Below are 25,697 nucleotides of genomic sequence, written 5' to 3' on the forward strand. Positions count from 1 at the left end.
CGCGCTCGTTCGGGTCCGATGTGGACTCAGTCGTCGGCCAGCACCGCCTCGATCTGCCCCATGGCCCGCCGCAGGCCGTCCTCGATGCCCATCTCCGACAGCTTCTCCAGCTGCTCCACCGAGGCGAAGGTCGTCACCGACACCACCCGGGTGCCGCCGCCCGCGGGGGAGAGGGTGACCGAGGTCCGCGTGGCGCCCATCGCCTCGATCGGCTGGCCGGCGTCGTCGGCGAAGCCGTCCTCGAACTCCAGCCCGGTGGGCGGGGTCAGCGCGGTGATCTTCCACCAGCCGTGGTACTTCTCGCCCTCCGGGCCGCTCATGTAGTACGCCGACCGGCCGCCGACGGTGAAGTCGTGCCGCTCGAAGGTCGCGGGCCAGCCCGGCGGCCCCCACCACCGCTCCAGCCGCCGCGGGTCCGACCACACCCGCCACACGCGCTCCACCGGCGCGCCGAACTCCGCCTCGAACGTCAGCGTCAACGCCTCGATGTCCTTGTGCGAGTTGATGACCACCATCACGCGTCCTCCTTGTCCTCGTCCTCGGCCAGGATGTCCTCGATCGCCAGCGCGCGGTGCCGCCAGATCCGCTCGTACTCGTCGAGCAGTCGCGCGGCCCGCCGCAGCCCGTCGGGGTTGCCGGACACCAGCCGCTCCCTCCCGTGCCGCTGCTTGCCGACCAGACCGGCCCGCTCCAGCACCGCCACGTGCTTCTGCACCGCGGCGAAGCTCATGTCGTACTCCCGGGCCAACTCGGTCACCGACTGGGCCCGCCGCAACACCCGCGACAGCACGTCCCGCCGCGTCGCGTCGGCCAACCCGTGGAACAGCCGGTCGATCTCGTCCGCAGTCGCCTTATCTACAACCACATGGTTGTACGTTAGTGCCGTCCGGTGGTTCGCGCAAGTGGCCCACCGACCCTGCGGCGGCGCGCCTGATCGGGCCGTTCCACCGGGTGCGCGGGCGTTCGCGGTGGGCCGTAACGGGTGCGCGGACCGTGCGATGTACCGGGCGACTCGATCTTCGGCGGAGGGGTGGCGCGTGGCTTTGTCGCCAGGGGGGTTCCGCGACGGGTTCGCCGAGCTGGCGGACAACGTCGAGAAGCACATCCACGGCAAGCCCGACGCCGTGCGGCTGGCGCTGGTGTGCTTCTTCGCCGAGGGCCACCTGCTGATCGAGGGCGCGCCGGGGGTGGCGAAGACGTCGTTGGCCAAGGCCATCGCCGGGTCGGTGCACGGCGGTACCGCGCGCCGGGTGCAGTTCACGCCGGACCTGCTGCCCACCGACATCACCGGCGTCGACGTGTTCAACGAGCAGACCCGGCGGTTCGAGTTCCGCCCCGGTCCCGTCTTCAGCAACGTGCTGATCGGCGACGAGATCAACCGGGCACCACCGCGCACCCAGGCCGCGCTGCTGCAGGCCATGGCCGAGCGGGAGGTCACCGCCGGGCTCACCACCCACCCGATCGACCCGCCGTTCTTCTGCGTGGCCACCCAGAACCCGTACGAGCACCAGGGCACCTACCCGCTGCCGGAGTCGCAGCTCGACCGCTTCCTCATGCGCATCCGCATCGGGTACCCCGACCCGGTGGCGGAGAAGGTGATCGTGGCGCAGGGCATCGCCAACGGGCACGTGCTGCCCGTGAAACCGGTGCTGTCCCTCGACGAGGCGCGCCGTCTGCTCGCCATGCCCGCCACCGTGGAGGTGAACGAGCCGCTGCGCGACTACCTGGTGGGGATCGCCGCCGCGATCCGCGCGCACCCCAAGGCGCTCGGCGGCATCAGCCCGCGCGCCACCATCGCCTTGGCGCGCGCCGCGCAGGTGGTCGCCGCGGCCGCCGGACGGCCCTTCGCGGCACCGGGGGACGTGAAGGACGTGGCCGTGCCCGTCTTGGCGCACCGGCTGCCGCTGAGCCCGGCCGCCGCGCTCGCCGGTACCTCCGCCGAGGACGTGCTCGCCGAGGTGCTGGACGCCGTGCCCGTACCGAGGCGAACCGGGTGAGCGCCCGGCCGACCGGCGCGGGCTGGGCCACGGGCGGCACCGCGGGTGTCCTCGTGGCCCTCGGCGTGCGGTTCGACTACCCGGAGGCGGTCGCGCTCGGGTTCTGCGCCGCCGCCCTGCTGGCGTTTTCCTCGGTGTGGCAGGCGGTTGGGGCCCGGATACGGGCCACTCGCGTGGTCGAGCCGAACCGGGTCACGGCTGGCAGGTCGGTGGAATGCCTGCTGCGGGTGCACAACGCCGGTTCCCGCACGGTTCCCGCGCTTGAGGTCACCGAGGTGTTGGACGGGCGGGAACGCCGGTTCGCGCTGCCGCCGTCGCGCGGTCGGTCCACTACCCGGGTCCACGGCTATCACCTGCCCACCGACCGACGCGGCGTGTACCGGCTCCCGCCGCCGGTGCTGACGGTCCACGACCCCGCCCGGCTCATCCGACGCCGGTTCGCCACCGAGGGCGACACCGTCATCCACGTGCACCCCGATCACCACCCGCTCACCTCGCCGTGGCCCGGCGGCGAACGCCTCACCGTCGACGGCGTCGCCGCGCGGCCGCGTGGCACCGGGATGGCCTACTACGGCCTGCGCGAGTACGTCGTCGGCGATGACAGCAGGTACATCCACTGGCCCGCCACGGCCCGCATCGGCACGCTCATGGTGCGCCACCACGGCGTGCTGGACACACCGGGCCTGTTCGTGCTGCTCGACACCACAAATCTTGCCGTGGGGGAGGAGTTCGAGGACGCGGTCCGCGTTGCCGCGTCCCTCGCGGTCTCGGCGCTGCGCGCGGGTGCCCGGCTCACCCTCTGCACCACCGACCTCGGCCACGTTCCCGATCTCGGTGCCACGCCCGAGGCGCGGGTGACGGCGGTCCTCGACTTCCTGGCAGGCGTCGAACCGTCGGAAACCGTGCGACCGCCGAGGTTCCGTGCTCCGGGCGCGGAGACGGCGACCACCGTCGTTGTCACCACCGGGCCGAATGCCGCACTCAGTCCGGGGGCTTTGGTCGTGCGGGTAGATCCCGACACCACAGGCCCCGAGGTCGATGGCGTGCTGACGGTGGCGTCCAGCGCGGACTTCGCCGCCAAGTGGAACAACCGGTGACCGGCGCCCGCGGTGTCGCCGCCGACCTCGGGCTGGGGCTGCTCGCCTTGGTGCCGTCGGTGGTGCTGTACCGCGGGTTCTTCGAGTCGGCGGCGTACTGGCCCGTGGCCGCGGTGGCCGGAATCGTGGGAACGGGTTGTGCGGTGGCGGCGTTCGGGTGGCGGTGGTCTCCGCTCGTCAAGGTCTTGTCGGCGGTCGCGGGGTACGTCGTGGTGGTCCTGCCGGTCGTGCTGCTCGCTCGTGGCGGTGAGCCGTGGACGTGGGCCGGGGCCGCTCGTGAAGTGGCGACGGGGACCGCGCGTGGGTGGGTGACGGTGCTGTCGGTGGGATTGCCCGCCCCGGTCGATCACCGCGTGCTGGTTCCGTTGGCGTTGGTCACGTTCCTGGCCGCCTACGCGTCGGCCGGGCTCGCGATCGGGTCGCGTTCGCCTGTGGCGCCTGCCGGGCCGCCGGTTCTGGCGTACGGGATCGGGTTGGTTGTGGTCGCCACGGTGCCGGGGACGTCCCTGGGGCTCGCCGCCGCGCTCGCGGCTGTCGTGCTCGCGCAGGTCCTGTACCGGGCGCGGCCCGCGTCCGAGGTGTCGGTCCGCTGGGGCGCGGTCGCCTGCGCCGTTGTGGTGGTGGCGGTCGGTTCCGGGTTCGCGGTCCGCGCGACCTCGGTGTTCGGCACCGGTGCCCTCCGCGCCGACCCGCGACCGCTGGACCTGCGGGCCGCCGAGACGCCGCGCGTGCTCACGCCACTCGCCGATGTCCGGCCGCAGACCGATCTCGACCCGCCGCGGCCGGTGTGCGCGGTCACCTTGGCCGCTGACGCGCCCGGGCTGCCCGGTGTCGCCATCGCCGTGCTGGACCGGTTCGACGGCACGATCTGGACCACCGGTGGCGAGTTCCGGGCCGCCGGGCAGCGGCTGGCGGGTGCTCCTGGCGGCCCCGCGTCGCGTCGGGTGAACGCGCGGATCACCGTGGCGCGCCTGCGGTCCCCGTTCGTGCCGGTGCTCGGCCAACCGGTCCGGCTCGACTTCCCCGGTGCGCGCGCGGCTGTCGGTTTCGACGAGGCGTCCGGTTCGCTGTACTCTCCGGACATCGCGCGCGGCGGAGCGGTGTACGACGTCACCGCCGAACTGCTGTCCGCCGACCCGCCAAGCCGTGCGGTCCGCCCCAGCGAGAACCCCGACGACGAGGTCTACCGGAGGCTCCCGCCGGGACTTCCGCCCGTCGTCCGGCAACTCCTGCACGAGGTGACTGACCCGGAGCCGACGCCGACCGGCAAACTGGCCGCTCTCAACACCTTCCTGCGAGGGCTGCCCTACAACCGCGACGCCCGACCCGGGCACAGCTACGCCGACATCGCGCGCGTGATCGCCGCCCGCCAGACCGACGACGACGGGTACGCCGAACAGCACGCCGCCGCGTTCGCCGTCATGGCCCGCGCGCTCGGCTACCCGGCCCGAGTCGTCGTCGGCTACCGGATCCCCACCACCGCGGGTGTGCACCTCGTATCCACAAAGGACGCTACCGCGTGGGCGGAGGTGCGTTTCCCCGACGCCGGTTGGGTTCCCTACGACCCCACCGACCCGACACGCACCGAGCGCCGCACACCGCCGCGCGCGGTGTCGAACCCGACCCCCGCCGACGAGCCAGGGCCCCCGGACCTGGCCTCTGCGGCGAACCGCCCCGAGTCGCCACATCAGGACCAGCCGCCGGGTGCGCCGTGGTCGGTGGTCGTGGCGACGGGTGCGGGTTCGGCGGTGTTGGCGGCCGCGCTGGTGGTCCTCGGCGCGAAGTCGTGGCGCAGACACCGGCGCAGGCGCCGCGGCGACGACGCCGACCGGGTCATCGGCGCGTGGGCGGAGTGCCTCGACCTGCTGACGGAGTTGCGCGTCCCGGCCGCCCGCCACCGCACACCGGGGGAGGTCGCCTCGGACGCCGTGACCGCGCTCGGCCCCCGCGTGGCGCCCCTCGCCGACCTCGCCGAGGCTGCCACCGCCGCGGTCTTCGGTCCACGCCACCTCGGCCCCGACGACGTCCGGCTGGCCTGGGCGACTGAGCGGGGACTGCGCCGCGCGCTGTACCGGGGTGCCCGCCTGCCGCTGCGGCCGATCAACCGGCTGAACCCGCGTCCACTGCGCAAGCGCTGGCGGTACTGATGCGCGGGACGCCGACCAGTGCTCAACGGGCCGTCGCCTTGGCCTGCCTGACGGTCCTCGCGGCCGCGGCGGTGATCGCGGGCGCGGACCCGGCGCCGCCGGTCGTCCGACCGGACCTGTTCGCGGGCAAGGTGTGGCTGCCGTCCCGGGCGGTGGGCCAGGCGACGCTGGTCGACGGGGTGGCGGTCCAAGTGGTGGCCGGTGTGCCGGTCGCGGGCGTCAACGGCAGCTTCGACACCGACCAGGTCGGCGGCGACGGCTACGCCTTCGACGCGGCGACCGGGCAACTCGTGGGGATCGACGGCGCCACGCGCGAGAAGCGGGCGACCAGGTTGTCCGGCCGCGCCACGGATCTCCGCTACACCGCGACCGGCGTGTTCTCGCTCGACCGCGAGCGGGGCGTGCTGCGGGCACTGGACCGCCACACCCTCCAGCCGACCGGCGACGCCCTTGCCCTGCCCCGAACGGTATCCGCCGACACCACCGACGACCGGGCCCTCTGGGTAGCCGACGGCTCCGACGGTTCGATCACCGCGTACACGCTCGGCGCGACGGGCCCGACCGGTCGCCGGACGGAGCACGTGTTCCCGGGCGAGCGCTCACCCCGCCTGACGTCAGCTCAGGGCGCGCCGGTCTTGGTGGCGGCGGGAAGGGCGATGTTGCTGACGTCGACCGGTGCCGTGGCCCGGACGCTGTCGGTCGAGATAGGTGCGGGTGACGTGGTGCAGGGCGCGGTGGACGCCCCGGCCTTCGTGGTGGTACGCGGCGGGTCGCTGACGGTGTGCGATTTCGAGGCGCGCGCGTGCGGCCCGGAGATCGCGGTCGGCGCGCACGGGTCGGCGAAGCCGGTTCTGCTGGGCGGCAAGGTCTTCCTCACGGACGGAGACGGCAACCGCGTGCTGATCGCCGACACCGCGACGGCATCGGTCAACCGGACGGAACCGCTCTCCGACCACGTCCGCCGCTTCGACCTGGTGGAACACGACTGGATCGTGTACTTCAACGACCCGGAGACCCGATTCGCGGGGGTCATCTCCCCGGACGGAACGGTCCGGAGGCTGGAGAAATACCAGGACGACCCGCCCGCCACCGCTGTGACACCGGGACCGACCCCCACCAGCGCGGGACCGACCACGCGCACCGGACAACCCGGTACCAGCACGGGGAAACCGGCCCGCGCGCGGACGACGGGTGGCACGATGGCGGAGTCGATCAAGCCCTCCGGCCCGCGGCTGCCGGAGTTGCGGGTGGAGGAGATCGTGACGAACCCGGCGACCCCGGAGGTGCTGGTGCCGGTGGCGTTCAGCGCACGCGTGACGGGGGCGCCGACCGCGTGGCGGTGGACGGTGTCGAAACCCGACGGGACAACGGAGGCGACGAGCACGGGGGCCGAGTTCAGCCACTGGTTCAGGTTTGTGGGCAAGTACCGGGTCAGCCTGGCGGTGAGCGCGGGGAGCCGGAGGGACGAGCAGACGGTCACGCTGATGGTGATCAATCCGCCGCTGCCATTGCATTGTGGGGACGTGGTGCGGCAGAGCACGGTCCTGCGCGCGAATCTGACCTGCGAAGGCCCCGCGCTGACCATCGGCGCCCACGACGTGTTGATCGACTTGGACGGCCACACCGTCGTGGGAGACATCAAGGTCGACAACAACGACGGCTCGGTCTTGCGACGGGGCACAGTGCAAGGCCAGATCAAACTGGACGGGGCAGGCGCCCGGATCGAGGACTTGACACTGATCTCGCTCCAGGTTTCCGGTTCCGATACCCGGGTCACCCGGAGCCGCGCGGAGCACATCTCGATTGTGACCGGCGGAAGCGACTATCGGATCTCTGATTCCGTGATCACCGGCAGCTTCTCCGCAGGAAGTTCGAAACCTTCGGTCGGTGAGATGGTCGGTTGTGAGCTGATCGGTGCGCATGTCGGGTTGCCCGGACGGACTCACTCCGTCTTCCGTAGCAACGTCTTCCGCTCCGCTACCGTCCTGCTCAGCCAGTCAGGTGGTACGGAGATCACGAACAACATCTTCGACGCGAGCACGGTCGAGCTGAGAATCAGCAGCGGTGTCATTCTGGCCGGTAACTCCTTCGGTGGTGCGGATGTAGCGGTCACCATTGACGCGTCCCCAGCCCAAGGCATCTTGATCGAGCGGAACACCTTTGAAGGCAACAAGGTCGGCCTCCATTTGGGGAGTTCCGTCCCCCAAGGCTTGCGGGAAACCAGGGTTTCCGGGAACCACTTCGAAGGCAATGGTGCTGCCGGGGCGACTGTATCGCTGGGCAGTCCCGGACCGGAGTCGATGACCATCGAGGGCAACACCTTCGTCGGCAACGGTCACCGGTCCGATGGCCTGGTTGACCGCCACGGCCTTGCCATCGATGACGGGCTGCACATCGACACCGAGGTGGGCGGCGGGGTCGAGATCGCGAGCAACTCAACTCGCAACAACGCGGATCACGGGATTGAGGCGCCGCGCGGCGCGGTGGTCGATCTCGGGGGGAACACCTCGTCCGGTGACCCGGCGGGGTGTACCGGGGTGGTGTGCCGGTGAACCGAACAACCAGAGGAGGGTGAGCGTGGCGCTGGTCTACGTGCACGGGATCGGCAACCGGCTGGACGGGGGGTATGTCGAGGCACAGGAGCTTCGGGACGGGTTGTTCCGGGGGCACCTCGTGTCGACCGCCTTCCCCGAGCGGCCGGACACCCGGATCCTCTCGCCGTACTGGGGTGCGCACGGCGGGGCACTCCACTGGGGCCTGGCCAGCGCCGACCTGGACGGCATCGAACGCCTCGGCGGATCCGACGACCTCGCCGAGTCGATCGCCGCAGGCGGCGAAGGCTCCGCCGAGGCGCGGCTGCTCTCCATCGCGCGCACCTCCCTCCCCGACGCGGTCGACGCCCTCTACACCGTCGCCGAGGACACCGGCGGCACCGAGGACGCGATCGGGTTCGCCGCCGCGGTCCTCGACTACACCGCACTACGGGAGTCCCTGTACCCCGACTCCCCGGAAACCGAGCGCTACCCGTGGCTCGCCGAGGTCCACGACGACCTCGCCCTGGTCGACCGACTCGTCGCAGAGGTCGGGCCACCGGCCGACGACGAGGTCGAGACACTCGGCGGCCTCAGCACCGTCCGCGAGTGGCTCGCCTCCGGCGCCAACAGGCTCCGCCGCGCGGCGGTCACCGCGGTCACCGTGCCGCCCGTGCACCTGTTCCGCCGCCACCTCGGCCCGTCCATCGCGCGGACCTTCGGCGACGTCCTCGCCCACCTCGCCCACCGCGGCACCCCCGACCGGCCCGGGCCGATCGTCCAGGTGGTCGCCGACGCCGTCGAACGCGCCGCCGCCGACGGGGGACCGGTGATCGTCGTCGCGCACAGCATGGGTGGCAACATCGTCTACGACCTGCTCAGCCACTTCCGCCCCGACCTCACCGTCGACGTCCTGGTCACCGTCGGCTCCCAGGTCGGCCTGTTCGAGGAGCTGAAGCTCTTCGCGGCCAGCACCCCCGCGAGCCCCGTCGTGCCCGACAACATCCGCTCGTGGATCAACGTCGTGGACCGGGCCGACCCGCTCGCGTTCCGGGTCGCTCCGATCTTCGACCGCGCCACCGACTACCTCTACCCCTCCGGCGCGGTCTGGGCGCACGCCGCCTACCTGCGCCAGCCCCACTTCCACCGGCGCATCGCCCACCGCGTCGCGGAGGCACTGGCGTGACCTTCTTCGACCAACCGGGCGACGGCCCGCGCACGCACGCACTCGTCATCGGCGTCGGCCGCTACCCGCACTGCGAACCGGGCAGCGGGCACGCCCACCTGGAAGCCGCGCTGGCCCGCCGGTTCGGCGGCCTCACCGCGCCGCCCGCCTCGGCGGTCCGGGTCGCCGAGTGGCTGGTCACCGCCCAGCGCGCCGACCCCATCGCGCCGCTGGGCAGCGTCGAACTGCTGGCCTCCGACACCCCGGGCACCGACGCGCCGACCTTCGAGGCCGTCCGCGCGGCCTTCGACCGCTGGTACGCCAGGTGCGACTCCCACGAGGACAACGTCGCCCTGTTCTTCTTCAGCGGCCACGGCTGCGCGGGCACCCACCAGTTGGCCCTGCTCGAAGACCTCGGCGCGGTCTCGCACCGGTTCTTCGCCAACGCCATCGACATCGACCGGTTCGTCGACGCCATGGCCAAGTGCCGCGCCCGCACCCAGTGCTTCTTCGTCGACGCCTGCCGCACCACACCACCCGAGCTGCTCACCATGTCCGGTGTGGACACCAATGTGTTGTTGCAGCCGAGCGTGCACCGCCGGGCGCGGGAGATGTGCACCATCTTCGCCACCGAGCCGCAAACGGAAGCGCTGGGTGTGGCAGGCGGTACCACGATCTTCACCGAGGCCCTGCTGGCCGCCCTGGACGGCGCCGCCGCCGTGCGACGCGACGCCACCGGACCGTGGTGCGTCGAGACCGGGCGGATCGCGCCCGCCGTCAACAGCCTGCTGGCGTGGCAGGGCGAACGGCGCCAGCGCTGCTCCCCGCGCACCGAGGGCACCGGCAGCCAGATCCGCCAACTGCCCGCGGACCCCCGGGTGCCCTTCCAACTCGGCTGCGACCCCAGGGAAGCGCTGGGCGTGGCCGAGCTGTGCCTGCGCGACCCGCGCGGCGGACCGGAGCAGCGGCGCGGCCCGCGACCCGCGCTCTGGCAGGGCACCGGGACCGCGGGCATCCGCACCCTGTGCGCCGAGTTCCCCGGCGGCGAGTACGAGCCGACGGTGGAGTACTTCGCGCTCGCCCCACCGCACCTGCGCTTCGACCTGCCCGTGACGCGCCGGGAGGAGCACCATGGCCACCGCTGAGCTGCGCTACGCCGACGAGCACGCCCTCCCCGGCGCGGTCGTCGGCGCGGTCGAGGTGCTCGACGAGCACCTCGCGACCGTGGCCGCCACCGTGGTCCGCGCGGACCACGCGGTCCCGGTCGAGCTCCCGCCCGGCCGGTACGTGGCCCAGGGCTGGCTGCCGTCCGGGGAGCACGTGCGGGCGTCGTTCGTCATCTCCGCCCCGGGCGACACCGCCGCCGTGGCGCTGCGGCCTCAGCACACCGAGCCCGACACCGACCCGGTCGTCCCCAGCGACGGCTGGCTGCGCGGCTGGCGGTACACGGGCCGGGTCTGGCAGACCGGTGTGGACGTCGAGGTCGAGGGTGTCGTCGCGGCGACCGCGTCGGTCGTCCTGCGCGACAGCCGGAGCCCGAGCCACGCGCTCCAGGTCGGCGGCCAAGGTACGTCGCTGATCACGGTCGTGCCGCCGGGCACCACCGTGTGCGTGGAGGCCGCGCTCGACAGCGGGTGGCGGGTGCGGCTCCCGGCCGGACTGGACGCCACCCTGCTCGGCTACCTCGACCGCGGCGACCTCGCCGCGGCGCACACCGTGGCGGCCGAGGCACTGATCGAGCCGCTGTCGCCTCTGCGGGCCCTGGTCCTGGGCTACTACCTGGTGCGCGCCGAGGACGCGCGGGCCAGGTCGTGGGTCGACGACCTGCTGTGGGCCCAACCGGACTCGCCCGACGCCGCCGTGCTCAACGCCTGGCTGTGGCGCCGCGACCTCGCCGTCGAGCCAGCCGAGATCGCCGCCGAACTGCGGCGCGCCGTGTCCTGCGGACCGCCGGTGCTCGCCGGGGTCCTGCGCCTGCTCGTCGACAGCCTGCGCGCGACCGGGCAGGTGGACCGGGTCAAGCGGATGGCCGAATACCTCGGCGCCGCCGTGGCGGGTTCGCTGACCGCGTTCACCGGCCGCTCCCCGGGGTACCCGGAAGTCGCCCCCGAAGGCGCGGACCGGCTGGGCTTCCGCGCGCGGCCGCTGACGACCTACCCCGAAGGTCCCCCGTCCGGCCTGTTCGGCTCGGCGGCTCCGTTCGGGAACGGAGTCCCCTTCGGCAACGGCTTCCCCAATGGCGTCCCCTGGGCACCTGAAGGGGTCTTCGGTGGGGCCTTCGCAGGTGCGGAGGAGGCGGCGGACGAGGAGACGGACATCGACCTCTCCGCGTACCTGGATGACGACGGCTCCGCCGCGGCGCGGCTCCCCGTATGGCACGAGGTCGACGCCCACACGACCGAGATCGACGACGAGCTGTCGCGGCCGCGGGTGACCATCAGGTCCAACGGTCCGCATACCGCGCACCTGGACCTGTTCGCGCCCAACGGTTCCCCGCCACCGAACGTCGTCGTCGCCTTGAGGGTCGATGACGTGCAGCACTTCCTCGGCACCTTCGACGCCAACGGCCGGTGCACCCTGTCGTACCTGCCGAACGGCCGCTGGGCGCTGGCCCTCCTCGACCGCGCGGGGCCGGGTGCCCCGCTGCCCGTGGCGGACGCGCCCGCGGTCGTCCGGGCGGCCCAGGAAGACGAGCAACCGGAAGTCATGCGCGTGCTGCTCCCGAACACCACCGGGACGCTGGTGCTGAGCCAAGATCGCCTCGGCCGCCACACCGCCGAACTCATCACCCACGCCTTCCGAGAGCGGTACCTGGGGATCGCCTACCGGGCGGTCGACCGGTCCCCACGTTTCGCGCCGTTGGAGAACTCCGCGCGAGTGGGGGAGACGATCAGCTGGTCGGTCCCGCTGCCGGGCTTCGACCCCCGGTCGCCGTGGTACCTCGTCCCCCGTGGCGCGGTGTGACCGGGGCCGCGCTCGCGGAGTTGGACCGGCTGCTGGCCGGGCTCACCGCCGGGCGCTCGGACGCGCCGACCCCGGGTCGGCTGCGCGCCCGCATGGTGCGGGGGCTGTGGTGGCGGGTGTGCGCGGAGGCCGCCACCGCCGACCCGGCGCGGCTGCGCGCCTGGTACGCCGACGACGACCCGATCACCGGTCTCTTCGGCGAACACCCCACCGACCCGACCAGGTCCGCCGCCCGCGCCGTCGCGGCGGTCGCGCTCGCGGCGGCCGGTGAGCACGCCGCGCGGATGTCCGCCGCCGAGCACTGGGCGGGCACGGGCGTGCTGACCGGGACCGAGGCCATCCCGCCGACCGACCTGTTCCCGCGCACCGACCTGCCCGCGCCGGTCCGCGCCGTGCTCGGACCCCTGACCCGGCGCGCCGCGTCACCCGCGGAGGCGTACGCGGTCATCGCCGCCGTGCTGATGGCCACCGACCCGCCCCGGTCCGCACCGCGGCCGGTGGCGCTGCTGTTCGACGCGGTGGGCACAGACCCGGGGGCCACCGGCACCCTCGAACTCACCGTGCTCCCGGGTGGCCCGCCAGGGCTGTACCCGGACCCCCGGACGATGGCCTTCCTGCGGGTGGACGCCGACTTCGCGCCCTCCGCCGCGGCGGCCTGGCGGCGGTACGGCCGCCCGGGCGACTGCGTGCTGTGGTCGGTGGCCGTGCACGACACCGAGGACCTGCCGCGCATCCACGGCGGCTCCCTCGGCTTGGCGTTCGCCGTCGCGCTGGCCGACCTGCGCCGCTCCCGCGCGGCCCGGTTCGTGCTCGCGCACGACTCGTCCTGCGCGTTGACCGGCACCGTCACCGCCGACGGCGCGGTAGGCCCGGTCGGCGGCCTCGATGGCAAGTTCGCCGCCGCGAAGCGCCGGGGGTGGCGGGTCGTCGCGCCGTCGGACGACCGGGCGGGAGCCGAGTGCAAGGCGGCGGGCACACGCGTCCGGTGGGTCGACACCGTCGACCAGGCGTGCCGCGCGTCCCGCCGCGCCGTGCGCGGGGTGCTGGTGTCCTGCCTGGCCTTCCTGCTCGTGGCGACGGGCGCGGTCGTCGCCGTGTCCCGGATCTCGGCGGAACGCGCGGCGGCGTCCGAACACCTGCGGGACCGGGTGGTGCGGAACCTGCTCGCGGACGCGGACCGCCAGCGGCCGCTCGACCGCGAGGGCGCGTTGCGCGCGGGCTTGGCCGCCGTCGCGCTGCGCGACGACTCCTCGACGCGCGCGGACCTGACGGCCAGCCTGGTGACCGATCGGCCGGTCACCAGGTTCATCGAGGGGCGGGAAGCCGTGTCCGCCGCGGCATTCGGTCCACAGGGGACGATGGTGACCGGCGACGACCTCGGCGTGCGCTTGTGGGACGCGAGCCGGGTCACCGCCCCCGCGCTGCGGCGCGTGCTGTCCACCGGGACGAGGTCGACGGCCGTCGCGATCTCGTCCGACGGACTGCTGGCCGCGGCCCTGCTCGAAGACCAACCGGGCAGGCGGTACGCGCGGCTGTGGGACACCAACGGGGTCGACGACAACGGACGCGAGGTCGAGGTGCCGCCCGGCTGCGCGCCCGTGTCGTTGGCGGTCGCGCCCCGCGAACGCGTGCTGGTCGGTTGCGAGAACGGCACCGTCGCGCTGTCCGACGGCGCGGGAGCGCGTCCGCTGCCCAAGGGGCACAAGGGTTTGCGCTCGGTGGCGTTCGGCGCGGACGGCGCGGTCGCGGTCGTCGGCGCGGACGACGGCCTCGCGGTGTCGGACCTCGCCGACCCGCGCGCGCCCCGCGACATCACCGGTACCTACACCTTCGGCAACGACCCCAGGGCAGAACCGTGGGGAGTGCGCGCCGCGGCGGTCTCCGCGGACGGTCAGACCCTCCTCCTCGGCGGTCAGGCGGGCGAAGCCCAGGTCCTGCGGTCGCGCGGTACGCGGCGCGAGAAGGAGCCGAGTCGATTGACCGTGGTGGACGTGCCCGAGGTGGTCTCCGCCGTGGCGCTGAGCGCGGACGGGACGATCGCGATCACCATCGGCATGCGGACCGGGAAGCGCAAGGGCGTCGCCCGCGTCTGGCGCCGGTCGGACGACCCCACCCGGGGCTACGTGCCGGTGCTGGCGCTGGACCGGCACGACGACGCGGTGCTGTCGGTGGCGGTCAGCCCGGACGGCCGGATGGCGGTGACCGGCGGTGCCGACGGTGCCGCGGTCCTGTGGGACCTCTCCCTCGACGGCATCGTCGAGAGCAGCCAGACGACACCGCGCACGTCGGGGGAGGGCGGGCGGCGGGAACGGGAAACCTGCCACGCGGCGCAACCGCTCTGCGTGCTGGTGGGCGCCGACGGGCAGGCCGTGCTGTGGGACGTGACCAGCCCCGGCTCCCCGCGGCGCGCGGCGGGCCTCGCCCGCGGCGGCGCGATCGCCTGCTGCGTGGCGTTCGCCCCCGTCGAGCCCGTGGTCGCGGTCGCCATGGCGGACGGCAGGGCGGTCCGCTGGGACGTGCGCGACCCCGACGAACCCGTCCAGCTGCCCGACATCCCCACGGCAGCGGCGGAATCCACCGCTGTCGCGTTCCTCGGCCCCACCGTCCTCGCGATCGGGTCGAACGACGGCGCGGTCGCGCTGTGGGACCTCACCAACCCGGACCACCCGACCCGCCGGACGGTGATCCACTCGGCGGCGCACGCGGTCAGCGCCCTCGCCTACCACCCCCGGTCCGCTGTCCTCGCCGTCGGTCACGCGGACGGGGCGATCACCCTCTACGACGCGCGCGACGTCGCCGCCCCCGCGCGGCTCGGCGTGCTCCCCCAACGCGCTGGTGCCGTCCTCGACCTGGCCTTCCACCCCTGGGAACCGACCCTCGCCGCCGCCGACGCCAGCGGCAACGGACCCACCCTCTGGGACGTCACCGACCCCGCGAGCCCGGTCGAGTCCGGCAGGCTCGACGGGCACACCGACATCGTCGAGTCCCTCGCGCTGCACGCGGGCACCGAGCTGGCCGCGACGACCAGCCAGGACGGCACTGTGATCATCTGGAGCCTGCGCGACCCCCGGCGCCCGGTCCGCCTCACCCGCCTGGCTGGTCACACCGGCACCGTCCACACCGCCGCGTTCGTCACCGACGGCACCACGCTGCTCACCACCGGTGGCCCCACGACCCTCGCCTGGGACACCGGCGAGATCGCGGGCATGGCAACGGATCCGGTGTCGGCCGCCTGCGCCAAGGTGACCCGTCCGCTGAACCGCCAGGAATGGGAGTACCGCGTCGCCGCCGAATTTCCCTACCGGCAGAGCTGCTGATGGTCTTTCCGGGCGGGGGGAAGCAAATCACGTTGACCGCGGTCGGGGGCGTGAGTCAGGATATGGGTGTTCAAGCGACAGGGGAGAGGGTCATGAGCGCGGTGCGACGACGAGTGCAAGGCCGTTACTCGGCGCTTGCCGCCGTTGGCGCGCGCCGACAGCAGGCCCGCCGCTGTGGCTTCCTCCCGTGACGTGAGTCGCGTCCGGTGTGGAGCCGCCCGTCGGGAAACCGACCCGGGCGGTTTTTCCTTTGGGCTGCCGATTTTCTGATCGGCGTCTCATTTTGCCCTTGTAGCTCAGTGGATAGAGTGCCGCGCTACGAACGCGGAGGCCCAGGTTCGAGTCCTGGCAGGGGTACGTCCCATTCCCGGTTGGTGTAGTGGCAGCACGGCGGATTTTGGCTCCGCTCGCCCAGGTTCGAACCCTGGACCGGGAGCGCGCGAGGGGGCTCACCGCGGATGGCGGTGAGCCCCCTCGGCGGGTCAGGCGCCCAGCAGGGCGCGGATGCGGTCCGCGCCGACGGCCAGGAGCAGGGTGGGCAGGCGCGGGCCGGTGTCACTGCTGACCAGGAGCCGGTACAGCAGCACGAAGAACGCGCGCTGGGCAGTCTTCAGCTCCGCGGTCGGCGCGGCGTCGAAGGTGAGGCCGGCCTGGAGCTTCGGCACGCCGTAGACCAGGGTCGTCAGGCCCGCGAGGGACCAGTGCTCGTCCAGGCCGTCCAACAGGACGCGCAGCGACTCGCGCTGCGTGTTGTCCAGGCCGCCCAGCAGGTCCGCGTCCGGTTCGGTGCGGACGTGGGTGCGCTGCTCGGCGGGCATCCTGGTCTCCACCCAGGTCTGCGCGCGGTCCAGCCGGGGCCGCAACTCCTCCAGACCGGACAACGGGTTCTCCGGCTCCAGGTCCCGCGCGATGCGCAGGGTCTGGGTCGGGTCGCCGGTGGTGACGTCCACAATGGACGCCAAGGTGCGGTACGGCAGCGGGCGCGGGGTCTGCGGCAGCGGGCCGGCCGCGGTGCGCACCGAGCGGTCGTGCGCGGCCAGCTCACCGGCCTGCGCGGTGCCGTCGGCCACCTTGCGGCGCAACGTGTCCCACTCGTCGTAGAGGCGGTGGATCTCCTGGTCGAAGGCGATCTTGAAGGACTGGTTCGGCTTGCGCCGGGCGTAGAGCCAGCGCACCAGCGGGGCCTCCATGATGGCCAGCGCGTCCGCCGGGGTCGGCACGCCGCCCTTGGAGCTGCTCATCTTCGCCATGCCGCTGATCCCGACGAAGGCGTACATCGGGCCGATCGGCTGGGCCGCGCCGAACACCTCCGCCACGATCTGCCCGCCGACCACGAACGAAGACCCCGGCGACGAGTGGTCCACACCGGACGGCTCGAACACCACGCCCTCGTGCGCCCACCGCATCGGCCAGTCGACCTTCCACACCAGCTTGCCCCGCCGGTGCTCGCGCAGCACGACGGTCTCGCCGTGGCCGCACGCGCAGGTGTAGGCCAGCTCGGTGGAGTCGTCGTCGTACGCGGTGACCGTCGTGAGGTCGCGGTCGCACACCGAGCAGTACGGCTTGTACGGGAAGTAGCCGCTCGACCCCGCGCCGTCGTCCTCGCCCGCCGCGCCGGAACCCTCCACCGCCGACTTCTCCGCCTCGTCGGCGTCCTCGGCGGGCGCCTTGCCCCGGCCCTTGGTGCGGTACCGGTCGAGGATGGCGTCGATCTTCCCGCGCTCCCGCATCGCCAGCAGCGTCTGCTCGACGTACGCGCCCGAGGTGTACTGCTCGGTCTGGCTGATCGGCCGGTACTCGACCCCCAACTCGGCCAGCGCCGCCACCATCGGCGCCTTGTAGTGCTCGGCCCAGTTCGGGTACGCGCTCCCCGGCGGCGCGGGCACCGACGTCAGCGGCTTGCCGATGTGCTCGTTCCACGCCTCGTCGACCCCGGCGGGCACCTTGCGGAACCGGTCGTAGTCGTCCCAGGACAGCACGTGCACGCAGTCCAGCCCGCGGCGCCGGATCTCGTCGGCCACCAGGTGCGGGGTCAGCACCTCCCGCAGGTTCCCCAGGTGCACCGGCCCGGACGGGCTCAACCCGGACGCGCACACGATCGGCTTGCCGGGCGCCCGCCGTTCGGCCTCGGCGATGACCTCGTCTGCGAATCGTGAGACCCAGTCGGCCTCAGGGCGCTCTGCCACGGGAAAAGCCTCTCCAGATGCGTGCGGTGTGGGACCAATTGTCCCGCAGCAACCCTCGCCCGCCGCGACCGCCCCTTACAGTGCGGCCCATGACCGAACGACCGCCGTTCCTGGTGCGCCTCGACGCCGGGATGAGCGACCTGACGTGGTGGATCCACGCGGACTCCCCGGAGCAGATCGCGCAGACCCTCGCCGAGGTCGAGGTGCTCACCGACGCGCCCGCGGGCGATGTGCCGGAGGCCATCGCCTTGGCCGACGTGGGCGCCGTCCCCGCCCTGGCCCGGCTGCGGGAACAGCGGGACCGGCAGCGGGCCCGCCCCGAGTTCGGCGCGCTCCTCGGCCGCGAGCGGGTCTACCTGAGCCAGCGCGACGAGGAGTGCGGAGACGACGGCACCTACCTCGTGGAGGTCGACAGCGGCGGTTGGCGCCTGCGGCAGGTGGGACGGCGCCCCGACGGCGCGTCCTACCGGACCGGGCCCGACGACTGGGCCTTCAACTTCCGCCAGGACCTCTACGACCCCGACCTGGTCGAGGACGAGATCAGCGCCGAGGAGTTCGAGGAGGCGTGGGCGGGGGCGTCGCCCGGTCCGGGGCCTGACCCGTTCGGGTGAGCCCCGGTGCCGCCGGGGATGACCGGCGGGGGAGCAGCGGCACCGTCGCGAACATCAGCGCGCCCGCCGCGAACAACCCCTGCCGCACGCCGACCAGGCTCGCCAGCAGCCCCCAGCACACCGTCAGCGCCGCGATCGCCAGGCCGCTGGAGATGGACCACGCGGACAGGACCCGGGCGACCCGGTCGGTGTCGGTCTGCTCCAGCCGGACGGTGACGCACAGCGGGTTGAACACCGAGATGCACGTGATCAGCCCGAACTGCAGCCCGAGCACCAGCAGCAACCCGGCCGTCCCCGGCGGGGTGAACGCCAGCCCGACCGGCCAGCAGACCCGCAGCACCCCGGCCGTCCGCAGCACCCGGTGCGCCCCGAACCGCGCGACCAGCGGTTTCACCAGGCGCGCGCCCAAGAGGCCGCCGAGGCAGGGGAGGCCGAGCGCGAGGCCGTAGTGCACGGGCGTGAAGCCCAGTTCACGCAGGAACAGGGTGGCGAACAGCGGCGCCGTGGCCATGATCAGGCCGTTCACCAGGGTCATGTTGAGGAACAGCGGCCGCAGGTACGGGTGCCGCAGGATGTGCCGCCACCCGACCCCGATCTCGGCGAGGGTGAGGCGACCGGCGCGCGGCGTCGGCGTGGGCTCGGCACGGCCCATGGCCCGGACGCACAGCGCGGACAGCAGGTAGCTGACCGCGTCGGCGACCGTGGTGGCGACCGGCCCGAACAGCCCGATCGCCGCCCCGCCGACCGGCGGCCCGAGCGCCGTCGTCGTCCAGGTCGTCGCCTCGAACCGGCGGTTGGCGGTCAGCAGGCGCTCCGGCCGCACGACCGCCTTGAGGCAGGCGCCGCTCGCCGCGCCGAAGACGATGTTCGCCGCGCCCACCGCCACCGCGACCACCACGAGCTGAGTGAAGGTCAACCACCCCAGCGCGTACGCCGCGGGCACCGACGCCACCGCCGCGAACCGCGCCAGGTCCATGGCCACCATCACCGGCCGCTTCCGCCGGAACTCCACCCACGGCCCCAGCGGCACGGCGACCAGCGCCCCGACCGCCCGGCCCGCGGCCGCCAGCAGCGCCAGCTCGACGGTCCCGCTGCCCAGCACCAGGATCGCGATGAGCCCCATCGAGTCCAACGCCACCGTCGACCCCACCGCGCTGACCGTGAACGCCGCCCACAGCCACCCGAACTCCCGCCCCATCCGCCCCCCAGCGCTCGTGTGCACCGGGTGATCCTGCCGCCCCGCCCGCGCCGGGGTTTTGCCGGGTCCGCGCGCGGAATCGAAGATCTTCGGTAAATAGGATTGACGCCCGTTGGTGGGTGGGCAATGATGAGCACATCAAACCGAACGAGGAGTGAGTCATGGCGAGCAAGTGGCGGGGAGAAGCGGGGCGGTTTATCGCCGTCGCGAACTCCCGCACGTGCCCGATGGCCTGGTCCTCGATCCGGCATGCGGTCGTGATCAAGGCCATGACCTGCGCGGACTCTCCGCCCTGACGCCGATGAGCGTCTAGGAGACGGATGAGCCGCCCCTCGGAGAGCCGAGTCGGGCGGTTTTTGTTTTCCCGGTCAACACAAATCGGCGAGCTTGGGAAGCGGAACGGACTCCAAACCCGTGTCCCGGGGGTTCGACTCCCTCCGCCGGTGCTCGGCGCTGCCCTTTTTCGGAAAGGTGCGGCGTGTTCATTGAAATCTGCATAGCGGAGCACAGACTATTTCCCATGCGCTCGTCTCGGTCGTCGTTCGGGCGGTCGACGCGAGCAGGGGCGTGGCGCGGGGTGACCCGTGTCCGCCACAGGTCGCTAGCTCAATGGTCAGAGCAGTCGCCTCTTAAGCGACGGGTTCGGGGTTTCAGTCCCCGGCGACCTACTGGCCCCGGTGCGCCGGGGCCGTGCGATGTCCCCCCACGGGGTGTGGGGGACTGCTTCGGAGGCGGCCCGTTGCGCAGGCGAGGGTTACTCCATCACTTAAATGGGCAGGTCGCGGGTTCGAATCCCGCCCGAGCCGCCACCTGGCTCGGTAGCTCAGTGGCCAGAGCGGCTAAACCTTCACCGACTCCATCTCGGGCCTCCTCCGAAGCGCGCGCACCGTCGCCAGACGGCAACTTCCTCGACAGAGCGCACCGACTACCCCCGCTCCCGTTGCGAAGCCCACGGTTACTTCGCTTGGAAATCGATCACAGCCGTGCGCACCCAACGACCTCGGGAGCACCGAGTGACCCCGCTGCGAAGCCGAACGGTTACTTCCTGAACAGAAGCCCAACCGTACGGCGCCAACCACCTCGGGAGTCACGACCGGCCACAGCAGGCCACCGGGTTCCCCCGACACGAAGAGAACAGCCATGCCCAAGTTCAACCTCCGACGCGCGCGACCGGCGCCGACCTCCCCGGTCACCGGTGAGGCGGTCGCGTCCGGTCGCACCTTCGAGGGTGGCCCGGGCTACGTGCGCGACACCCGTTCCGAGCTGTTCCTGCTCGCCGTCACCAACATGGTCGGTGAGCACACCTACTACGAGTCCGCGGACCGCCGCGACACCCGCTACGCCAACCTGGTCCGGGCGGCGGCACTGTCCGATCCGGACTGGACCGCGCAGTTCCTGCGCTGGCTGCGCACCGAGGCGAACATGCGCACCGCGTCCCTGGTCGGCGCGGCGGAGTTCGTCAAGGCGCGGCTGGACGCGGGCGTGCGCGGTGGCCCGGTCACCAACCGCTCCGTGATCGACTCCGTGCTGCGCCGCGCGGACGAGCCGGGTGAGCTGCTGGCGTACTGGACCGCGCTGTACGGCCGGGCGCTGCCCATGCCGGTCAAGCGCGGTGTGGCGGACGCGGTCCTGCGGCTGGGCACCGAGTTCAACTACGTGAAGTGGGACTCCGAGGGCCGCGGCTACCGCTTCGCGGACGTGCTGAACCTGACCCACCCGGGTGACCGGAGGGGCAGCGCGCAGCGCATCCGCGGCCAGTGGCAGCACGACCTGTTCGGCCACATCGTCAAGCGGCGCTACGAGCCGGGCCTGGCACCGCCGGAGACCCTGCCGCTGCTGACCCGCCGCAAGGCGCTGTTGGCGCTGCCGGTCGACGAGCGCCGACAGGTGCTGGAGAACCCGGACCTGCTCGCCGAGGCGGGCATGACCTGGGAGGCACTGGCGGGCTGGCTGCAGGGCCCGATGGACGCGGCGGCGTGGGAGGCCGTCATCGGGTCCATGGGTCTGATGGCGCTGGTGCGCAACCTGCGCAACTTCGACGAGGCAGGCGTGTCCGACGAGGTCGCGGCGCGGGTGGCCGAGCGGATCTCCGACCCCGAGCAGGTCGCGCGGTCCAGGATGCTGCCGATGCGGTACCTGTCCGCGTACCGGGCGGCGCCGTCGGCGCGGTGGGCGTGGCCGCTGGAGCGGGCGTTGACCCACTCGCTGGCGAACGTGCCGACCCTGCCGGGTCGGACCCTGGTGCTGGTCGACACGTCCGGTTCCATGCACGTGCCGTTCAGCAAGGACGGCACCCTCGCCAGGTGGGACGCGGCGGCGGTGTTCGGCATCGCGCTGGCGAGCCGGTGCGCGTCGGCCGACGTGGTGTCCTTCTCCGACGACTGGCAGGGCCGCCCGCCGAGCCGCGTGTTCCCGCCCCGCAAGGGCGAGTCCCTGCTGCGCGCGGTCGACCGCTGGCGGAGCGACGGCTACTTCATCGGCGGCGGCACGGAGACCGCGGACGCGGTGCGCGCGAACTACCGCGCCCACGACCGGGTCGTCATCCTGACCGACGAGCAGGCAAGCGCGGGCGACGTCGACAAGGCGCTGCCCCGCGACACCCCGCTCTACACCTGGAACCTGGCGGGCTACCAGTACGGCCACACCCCCAGCGGCGGCACCAACCGCCACACCTTCGGCGGCCTGACCGACCAAGCCTTCACGATGGTCCCGCTGCTGGAGGCAGGCCACAACGCGAGCTGGCCGTTCTGACGCGGTGGTCATCCCGGCAACGGGATGACCACCCGGCGGACGGCCGAGGGGGACGCGCCGGTGCGCAGGCGATCCTTGCAAGATCGCCGTGGAGGGTTCAACACCCTCGTTCTCCACGTTTCCCGCTGACCGAACCCGTGGCCGCCGTCAGTTCGGCGCCGACACCGGCAGAACCCGTTTGGCTATGGACGTCAACTTCGCTTCCACCAGGAACACGTCGACCCGGTTGAACACCGGTATGGCGATTTCTCGCGGTCCCCGCGGGTTCATCGGCGTGAACTCCTTGATTCGAACGACGACGCTCCCCGCGGGCTTCTTCTGCTGCTTACGTGTCACCCACGCACTGGTTCCGGTCCCAGGATTCGCGACCAACCTTCCCCTTGCCCTTGACGCGTGCGTCAAGGCTTACCGTCCGGGCTGGAGAGGGTCGAGGTCGGGAAGGGGAAGCCATGAGCGTCGCCGTGCACCGTGAGGTGCGGTTGGTCGGTAGGCCGCAGGGGGTGCCCGGGCCCGAGCACTTCGCGGTGGTCGAGGTGCCGGTGCCGTCGCCCGGCGTGGGGGAGTTGTTGGTGCGGAATCGGTTGATGGGGGTTGCCGCGGCGATGCGGACGCTGATGGGGCCGGACGTCGGGTTGCCGATGCCGGGCTACTCGCCGGGGTCCGTGTTGTGGGGGCCCGCGTTGGGGGAGGTCGTTGAGGGGGACGGGTTCGAGCCCGGCACCCTCGTCGCCCACAACCTCGGGTGGCGTGAGTACGCGGTCGTGCCGCGAGATCAAGCCCGGGTGGTTGAGCCCGGGTTGCCGGAGGCCGCGCACCTGTCGCAGGTGTCGACGGCGTGGTTCAGCGTCGAGCGCGCGGCGCGGGTCCGGGAAGGCGACACCGTTTTCGTGACGGGTGCGGCGGGTGGCGTCGGCACGCTGGCCGGGCAGTTCGCCCGGGTACGCGGCGCGGGGCGGGTCATCGGGAGCACCGGGTCCGCGCACAAGGCGCGGTACCTGGTCAACGAGCTGGGGTTCGACGGCGTGGTACTCCGTGGCGCCGAACCGATCGAGACCCAATTGCGCGCACAGGCGCCCGAAGGCGTCGACGCGGTGATCGACAACGTGGGTGGTGAGCACCTGGTCGCGGCACTCGCGGTCGCTCGGCGCGGCGCGCGGATCGCGCTCGTCGGATCGCTGTCCACCCAGGTGGGCGGCGGGTTCAGCGCCCCGGTGCGGATCGACGCCGCCAGCCTGATCCTCCGGAGCATCACCCTCACCGGCTTCTCCGGCGCCGACCACCTCGACGCCCGCGCCGAGGCCATCACCGCGTTCGCCGCCGCCCTGCGGGCGGGCACGGTCGTGTTCCCGCATACCCGGTTGTCCGGCCTCGACCAGGCACCGCGCGCACTGTGGGAACTGCTTGAAGGCCGCCACACCGGTGCGGTAGTCGTGGAGGTGTGAATCGAGGGATGCGCATCGGGGACGCGGCCGCCGCCGCGGGCCTGACACCGCGCGCGCTGCGCTACTACGAGCAACGCGGCCTGGTGGCGGCCCGCCGGACCCCGTCCGGTCAACGCGAGTACGACGAGGCCGACCTGCGCCGCCTGGGCGCGATCCGCGAACTCCTGGCCGCGGGCCTGACGATCGCCGACGTCGAGGCCCTGGTCCGACTCATCGACGACGGCCCCCGGGAGTGCGGGGCCGCCGTCGCCGTCACCGCGGGCCGCCTGGCCGACCTCGACGACCGCATCGCCCGGCTGACGGCCACCCGCACCCGGCTCGCCGACACCCTCGGTCACCGGTTCGCCGCCCTGATGGGCCACCTCGCCGATCCGGTGACCTGACCGCGCGTGGCCCGGTGGCCACTGGGAGCTCATATCTCCCGGGCGCCTGGTTCGACCCCAGGACGCGCGACTCTCCGCTATGCCCCGACCCGGGCCGTCTCCTCCTGGGACTCGGGTGTCTCCGCCTTCCACAAGGGATACCGCACGCCCACGGCCCGGTTGAACACCGCGCCGAGCACCAGCAGCACCACCACACCCAGCAGGATCAGCCCGAGTTGCTTCGGCGTGTGCAGCACCCCCAGCGCCACGATCAGCGTCGTGGCCCCGGCAGGCGGGTGGGGTAGACGCGACAACGCCATGCCCGCGCAGGTCAGCGTGAGCGCCATCGTGGCCGCGCCCGCCCGCGCCCAGTCCATGTGGGACAGTGCGGCCTCGGTGTGCCAGAGGCCGAACGCGGTCAGACCGGCCGCCCCTGCCGCCACACCGATGAGGTGGCCCGCCAACGTATTGCGCGGGCTCGCCGCCGGGTGGGTGGGGGTGGCGAACAACAGGTACGCGGTAGGCCCCAGCGACGGGAACAAGAGGGGTTCGCTGGTACCCACCGCCAACCCGGCGATCGCCAGGGTGACCAACAGCGCGCCGAACCCGCAGCGGGCGATCACGCGTCGTCCCAGCCGCGGCGGGGCGCTCGGGCGGCCAAGCGCCGGTCGTCGCGCGACCGGTAGACCACGTACGGGCGCGCCAGGTAGCGGACGGGCGCGCTGAAGGCGTGGACCAGGCGGCTGAACGGCCACAGCATGAACAGCGCCATGGCGAACAGGGCGTGCAGGCGATACGGGAGCGGGACACCGTCCATCAAGGACGGGTCCGGTTGCAGGAAGAGGATTCCCCGGAACCACGGGGAAATCGTCGCTCGGTAGTCGTAGCCACCGCCCAGGCCGTTGGTGAGGACCGTGGCGGACATGCCCAGCAGCAACGTGCCGCCGAGGGCGAGGTAGGTCACCCGGTCGTCCGACGTGGTGGCGCGGCGGACGGCCGGGGTGCGCAGGCGGCGGTAGAGCAGGACGCCGAGTCCGGCGATGGTCGCCGCGCCCGTGACCGTGCCCGCGGTCAGGGAGAGCAGGTGGTACAGCTCATCCGGCACCCCCAACCACCGGGTCACCGACGCCGGGACCAGCAGGCCCGCCACGTGCCCGCCGATCACGAACAGCAGTCCGAAGTGGAACAGCGGACTCCCGATCCGCAGCAGCCGGGACTCGTGCAGCTGCGAACTCCGGGTCGTCCAGCCGAACCGGTCGTGGCGGAAGCGCCAGGTGAGGCCGAGGGCGAACACCGCGATCGTCAGGTAGGGCAGTACCGCCCACAGCAACACGCCGGTCATCGGTGTGACTCCGCGAAGGTCGGGTAGCCGAGCAGGACGGGTTCCAGGCCGACCCGCTCCACCGGCGCGGCTCGGGGGACGGGGGTGGCGTCGTCGCGTTCCGGCACGTCGCGCAGCACGTCGGCGACCACGGCCGCGTACGGCGTGCCCAGTGCCACGAGGTTGCGGTGCAGCATCGCCACCGACGGCCGGAACCTGGTCAGCAACCGCTGCGAACCGGTCAACGCGGCGAACTCCAACAGAACCGGGAGGTAGTCCGGCAGCTCGTCCGGCGCGAGCGCGTAACCCCGCTGCCGATACTCCGCCTTGATCGCGGCCAGCGAACCGCCGCGGTTGCGGGTGTCGCCGTCCGAGTACCACGTCAGGTGCAGGCACCGGTTCGCCTTGGTGTCGAACACCTCCACGTAGTGCCGTGCCGCCGCTACGGGCGAAATACCGTCCACATAGTCCAGAACGGCCTCGACCCCGGGCGCCGACACCTCCGCCAGACATCGCCGCAGCAGCGGCACCTGCGGTATGAGGTCATCGGGGTAGTGCAGGCAACACGACGCCAACCGGTGCCGCAGCCGAGTCTTCCGGTCCACGGG

The 25,697-nt window shown here is 72.7% G+C and carries 21 protein-coding genes and 3 tRNA genes; 15 read left to right on the forward strand and 9 right to left on the reverse strand.

The genetic code is table 11. The annotated features are described in order from the left end of the window. Positions 1 to 26 precede the first annotated feature (26 nt). Entirely contained in the window at positions 27 to 515 is a 489-nt protein-coding gene (locus V5P93_RS14840) for an SRPBCC domain-containing protein (RefSeq protein ID WP_104476072.1), read from the reverse strand. After that, the gene (locus V5P93_RS14845) at positions 515 to 865 is read right to left on the reverse strand and encodes a helix-turn-helix domain-containing protein (protein WP_245930932.1); all 351 of its coding nucleotides are present in this window, start codon (positions 863 to 865) and stop codon (positions 515 to 517) included. Before V5P93_RS14845 ends, V5P93_RS14840 begins: the two co-directional genes overlap by 1 nt. Positions 866 to 1,037: 172 nt before the next feature. Between V5P93_RS14845 and V5P93_RS14850 the strand changes: the two genes are divergently transcribed. From V5P93_RS14850 to V5P93_RS14860, 3 genes are read left to right on the forward strand one after another with little or no spacing between them, the layout of a single operon-like run. Next, positions 1,038 to 1,997 carry a MoxR family ATPase gene (locus tag V5P93_RS14850; RefSeq protein ID WP_245930934.1) on the forward strand — a complete coding sequence of 320 codons (960 nt, stop codon included), beginning with the start codon at positions 1,038 to 1,040 and terminating at the stop codon, positions 1,995 to 1,997. Further along, positions 1,994 to 3,094 (forward strand): DUF58 domain-containing protein, encoded by a 1,101-nt coding sequence (locus V5P93_RS14855; protein WP_104476075.1) that lies wholly within the window; start codon positions 1,994 to 1,996, stop codon positions 3,092 to 3,094. Before V5P93_RS14850 ends, V5P93_RS14855 begins: the two co-directional genes overlap by 4 nt. Further along, on the forward strand, positions 3,091 to 5,241 hold the full coding sequence (locus V5P93_RS14860) for a transglutaminase domain-containing protein (RefSeq protein ID WP_146107881.1): 2,151 nt from the start codon (positions 3,091 to 3,093) through the stop codon (positions 5,239 to 5,241). The genes V5P93_RS14855 and V5P93_RS14860 overlap by 4 nt, the downstream gene beginning before the upstream one ends. Before the next feature lie 22 nt (positions 5,242 to 5,263). On the opposite strand, the gene V5P93_RS14865 is transcribed toward V5P93_RS14860, so the two are convergent. Further along, on the reverse strand, positions 5,264 to 5,479 hold the full coding sequence (locus tag V5P93_RS14865) for a hypothetical protein (protein ID WP_374066180.1): 216 nt from the start codon (positions 5,477 to 5,479) through the stop codon (positions 5,264 to 5,266). Between the two features lie 52 nt (positions 5,480 to 5,531). Here V5P93_RS14865 and V5P93_RS14870 point away from each other — a divergent pair, with 52 nt between their 5' ends. From V5P93_RS14870 to V5P93_RS14900, 7 genes are all read left to right on the forward strand, one after another. Beyond that, positions 5,532 to 7,793, forward strand: a complete 2,262-nt coding sequence (locus tag V5P93_RS14870; RefSeq protein ID WP_146107882.1) for a right-handed parallel beta-helix repeat-containing protein — start codon at positions 5,532 to 5,534, stop codon at positions 7,791 to 7,793. A 25-nt stretch (positions 7,794 to 7,818) separates the two neighbouring features. Then, positions 7,819 to 8,958 (forward strand): hypothetical protein, encoded by a 1,140-nt coding sequence (locus V5P93_RS14875; RefSeq protein ID WP_181043258.1) that lies wholly within the window; start codon positions 7,819 to 7,821, stop codon positions 8,956 to 8,958. Further along, the gene (locus V5P93_RS14880; protein ID WP_181043259.1) at positions 8,955 to 10,082 is read left to right on the forward strand and encodes a caspase family protein; all 1,128 of its coding nucleotides are present in this window, start codon (positions 8,955 to 8,957) and stop codon (positions 10,080 to 10,082) included. The genes V5P93_RS14875 and V5P93_RS14880 overlap by 4 nt, the downstream gene beginning before the upstream one ends. After that, positions 10,069 to 11,901 carry a hypothetical protein gene (locus V5P93_RS14885; protein WP_104476082.1) on the forward strand — a complete coding sequence of 611 codons (1,833 nt, stop codon included), beginning with the start codon at positions 10,069 to 10,071 and terminating at the stop codon, positions 11,899 to 11,901. The genes V5P93_RS14880 and V5P93_RS14885 overlap by 14 nt, the downstream gene beginning before the upstream one ends. Beyond that, complete coding sequence (locus V5P93_RS14890) at positions 11,898 to 15,218, forward strand: hypothetical protein (RefSeq protein WP_104476084.1); 3,321 nt, start codon at positions 11,898 to 11,900, stop codon at positions 15,216 to 15,218. Before V5P93_RS14885 ends, V5P93_RS14890 begins: the two co-directional genes overlap by 4 nt. 285 nt (positions 15,219 to 15,503) lie before the next feature. Then, a tRNA-Arg gene (locus tag V5P93_RS14895) sits at positions 15,504 to 15,575 on the forward strand. A gap of 8 nt (positions 15,576 to 15,583) precedes the next feature. After that, positions 15,584 to 15,654, forward strand: a tRNA-Gln gene (locus V5P93_RS14900). A gap of 46 nt (positions 15,655 to 15,700) precedes the next feature. Here V5P93_RS14900 and lysS read toward each other — a convergent pair. Continuing rightward, complete coding sequence (gene lysS / locus V5P93_RS14905) at positions 15,701 to 17,404, reverse strand: lysine--tRNA ligase (RefSeq protein ID WP_104476086.1); 1,704 nt, start codon at positions 17,402 to 17,404, stop codon at positions 15,701 to 15,703. 89 nt (positions 17,405 to 17,493) lie between these two features. Here lysS and V5P93_RS14910 point away from each other — a divergent pair, with 89 nt between their 5' ends. Then, positions 17,494 to 18,015, forward strand: a complete 522-nt coding sequence (locus tag V5P93_RS14910) for a hypothetical protein (protein ID WP_104476089.1) — start codon at positions 17,494 to 17,496, stop codon at positions 18,013 to 18,015. Here V5P93_RS14910 and V5P93_RS14915 read toward each other — a convergent pair. After that, complete coding sequence (locus tag V5P93_RS14915; protein ID WP_104476091.1) at positions 17,945 to 19,213, reverse strand: MFS transporter; 1,269 nt, start codon at positions 19,211 to 19,213, stop codon at positions 17,945 to 17,947. The two genes, V5P93_RS14910 and V5P93_RS14915, sit on opposite strands and share 71 nt — an antisense overlap. A gap of 595 nt (positions 19,214 to 19,808) precedes the next feature. Here V5P93_RS14915 and V5P93_RS14920 point away from each other — a divergent pair. Together V5P93_RS14920 and V5P93_RS14925 are read left to right on the forward strand one after the other, a co-directional pair. Beyond that, a tRNA-Lys gene (locus V5P93_RS14920) sits at positions 19,809 to 19,881 on the forward strand. 472 nt (positions 19,882 to 20,353) lie between these two features. After that, positions 20,354 to 21,964, forward strand: a complete 1,611-nt coding sequence (locus tag V5P93_RS14925) for a TROVE domain-containing protein (protein WP_104476092.1) — start codon at positions 20,354 to 20,356, stop codon at positions 21,962 to 21,964. A gap of 147 nt (positions 21,965 to 22,111) precedes the next feature. On the opposite strand, the gene V5P93_RS14930 is transcribed toward V5P93_RS14925, so the two are convergent. Then, on the reverse strand, positions 22,112 to 22,234 hold the full coding sequence (locus V5P93_RS14930; RefSeq protein WP_374066184.1) for a hypothetical protein: 123 nt from the start codon (positions 22,232 to 22,234) through the stop codon (positions 22,112 to 22,114). Between the two features lie 179 nt (positions 22,235 to 22,413). On the opposite strand from V5P93_RS14930, the gene V5P93_RS14935 reads away from it, so the two are divergent. Both V5P93_RS14935 and V5P93_RS14940 read left to right on the forward strand, forming a co-directional pair. Continuing rightward, on the forward strand, positions 22,414 to 23,406 hold the full coding sequence (locus V5P93_RS14935; protein ID WP_104476094.1) for an NADP-dependent oxidoreductase: 993 nt from the start codon (positions 22,414 to 22,416) through the stop codon (positions 23,404 to 23,406). Between the two features lie 8 nt (positions 23,407 to 23,414). Next, complete coding sequence (locus V5P93_RS14940; protein ID WP_104476096.1) at positions 23,415 to 23,789, forward strand: MerR family transcriptional regulator; 375 nt, start codon at positions 23,415 to 23,417, stop codon at positions 23,787 to 23,789. Positions 23,790 to 23,866: 77 nt separating this feature from the next. On the opposite strand, the gene V5P93_RS14945 is transcribed toward V5P93_RS14940, so the two are convergent. The 3 genes from V5P93_RS14945 to narJ are packed head-to-tail and all read right to left on the reverse strand — an operon-like array spanning position 23,867 to position 25,694. Continuing rightward, a complete protein-coding gene (locus tag V5P93_RS14945; protein ID WP_104476097.1) occupies positions 23,867 to 24,391 on the reverse strand; it encodes an HPP family protein in 525 nt (174 codons plus the stop codon). Next, a complete protein-coding gene (narI, locus tag V5P93_RS14950; protein ID WP_104476099.1) occupies positions 24,388 to 25,110 on the reverse strand; it encodes a respiratory nitrate reductase subunit gamma in 723 nt (240 codons plus the stop codon). The genes V5P93_RS14945 and narI overlap by 4 nt, the downstream gene beginning before the upstream one ends. Beyond that, a complete protein-coding gene (gene narJ, locus V5P93_RS14955; RefSeq protein WP_181043260.1) occupies positions 25,107 to 25,694 on the reverse strand; it encodes a nitrate reductase molybdenum cofactor assembly chaperone in 588 nt (195 codons plus the stop codon). The genes narI and narJ overlap by 4 nt, the downstream gene beginning before the upstream one ends. Between the last annotated feature and the right edge of the window lie 3 nt (positions 25,695 to 25,697).

Origin of the sequence: Actinokineospora auranticolor (assembly GCF_041897805.1) — a bacterium.
GTDB lineage: Bacteria > Actinomycetota > Actinomycetes > Mycobacteriales > Pseudonocardiaceae > Actinokineospora > Actinokineospora auranticolor.

Coding starts and splice junctions, on each gene's coding strand:
- V5P93_RS14910 (WP_104476089.1), top strand. CDS start 17,494: ATGACCGAACGACCGCCGTTCCTGGTGCGCCTCGACGCCGGGATGAGC.
- V5P93_RS14935 (WP_104476094.1), top strand. CDS start 22,414: ATGAGCGTCGCCGTGCACCGTGAGGTGCGGTTGGTCGGTAGGCCGCAG.
- V5P93_RS14885 (WP_104476082.1), top strand. CDS start 10,069: ATGGCCACCGCTGAGCTGCGCTACGCCGACGAGCACGCCCTCCCCGGC.
- narI (WP_104476099.1), bottom strand. CDS start 25,110: ATGACCGGCGTGTTGCTGTGGGCGGTACTGCCCTACCTGACGATCGCG.
- V5P93_RS14940 (WP_104476096.1), top strand. CDS start 23,415: ATGCGCATCGGGGACGCGGCCGCCGCCGCGGGCCTGACACCGCGCGCG.
- V5P93_RS14840 (WP_104476072.1), bottom strand. CDS start 515: ATGGTGGTCATCAACTCGCACAAGGACATCGAGGCGTTGACGCTGACG.
- V5P93_RS14915 (WP_104476091.1), bottom strand. CDS start 19,213: ATGGGGCGGGAGTTCGGGTGGCTGTGGGCGGCGTTCACGGTCAGCGCG.
- V5P93_RS14930 (WP_374066184.1), bottom strand. CDS start 22,234: ATGAACCCGCGGGGACCGCGAGAAATCGCCATACCGGTGTTCAACCGG.
- V5P93_RS14925 (WP_104476092.1), top strand. CDS start 20,354: ATGCCCAAGTTCAACCTCCGACGCGCGCGACCGGCGCCGACCTCCCCG.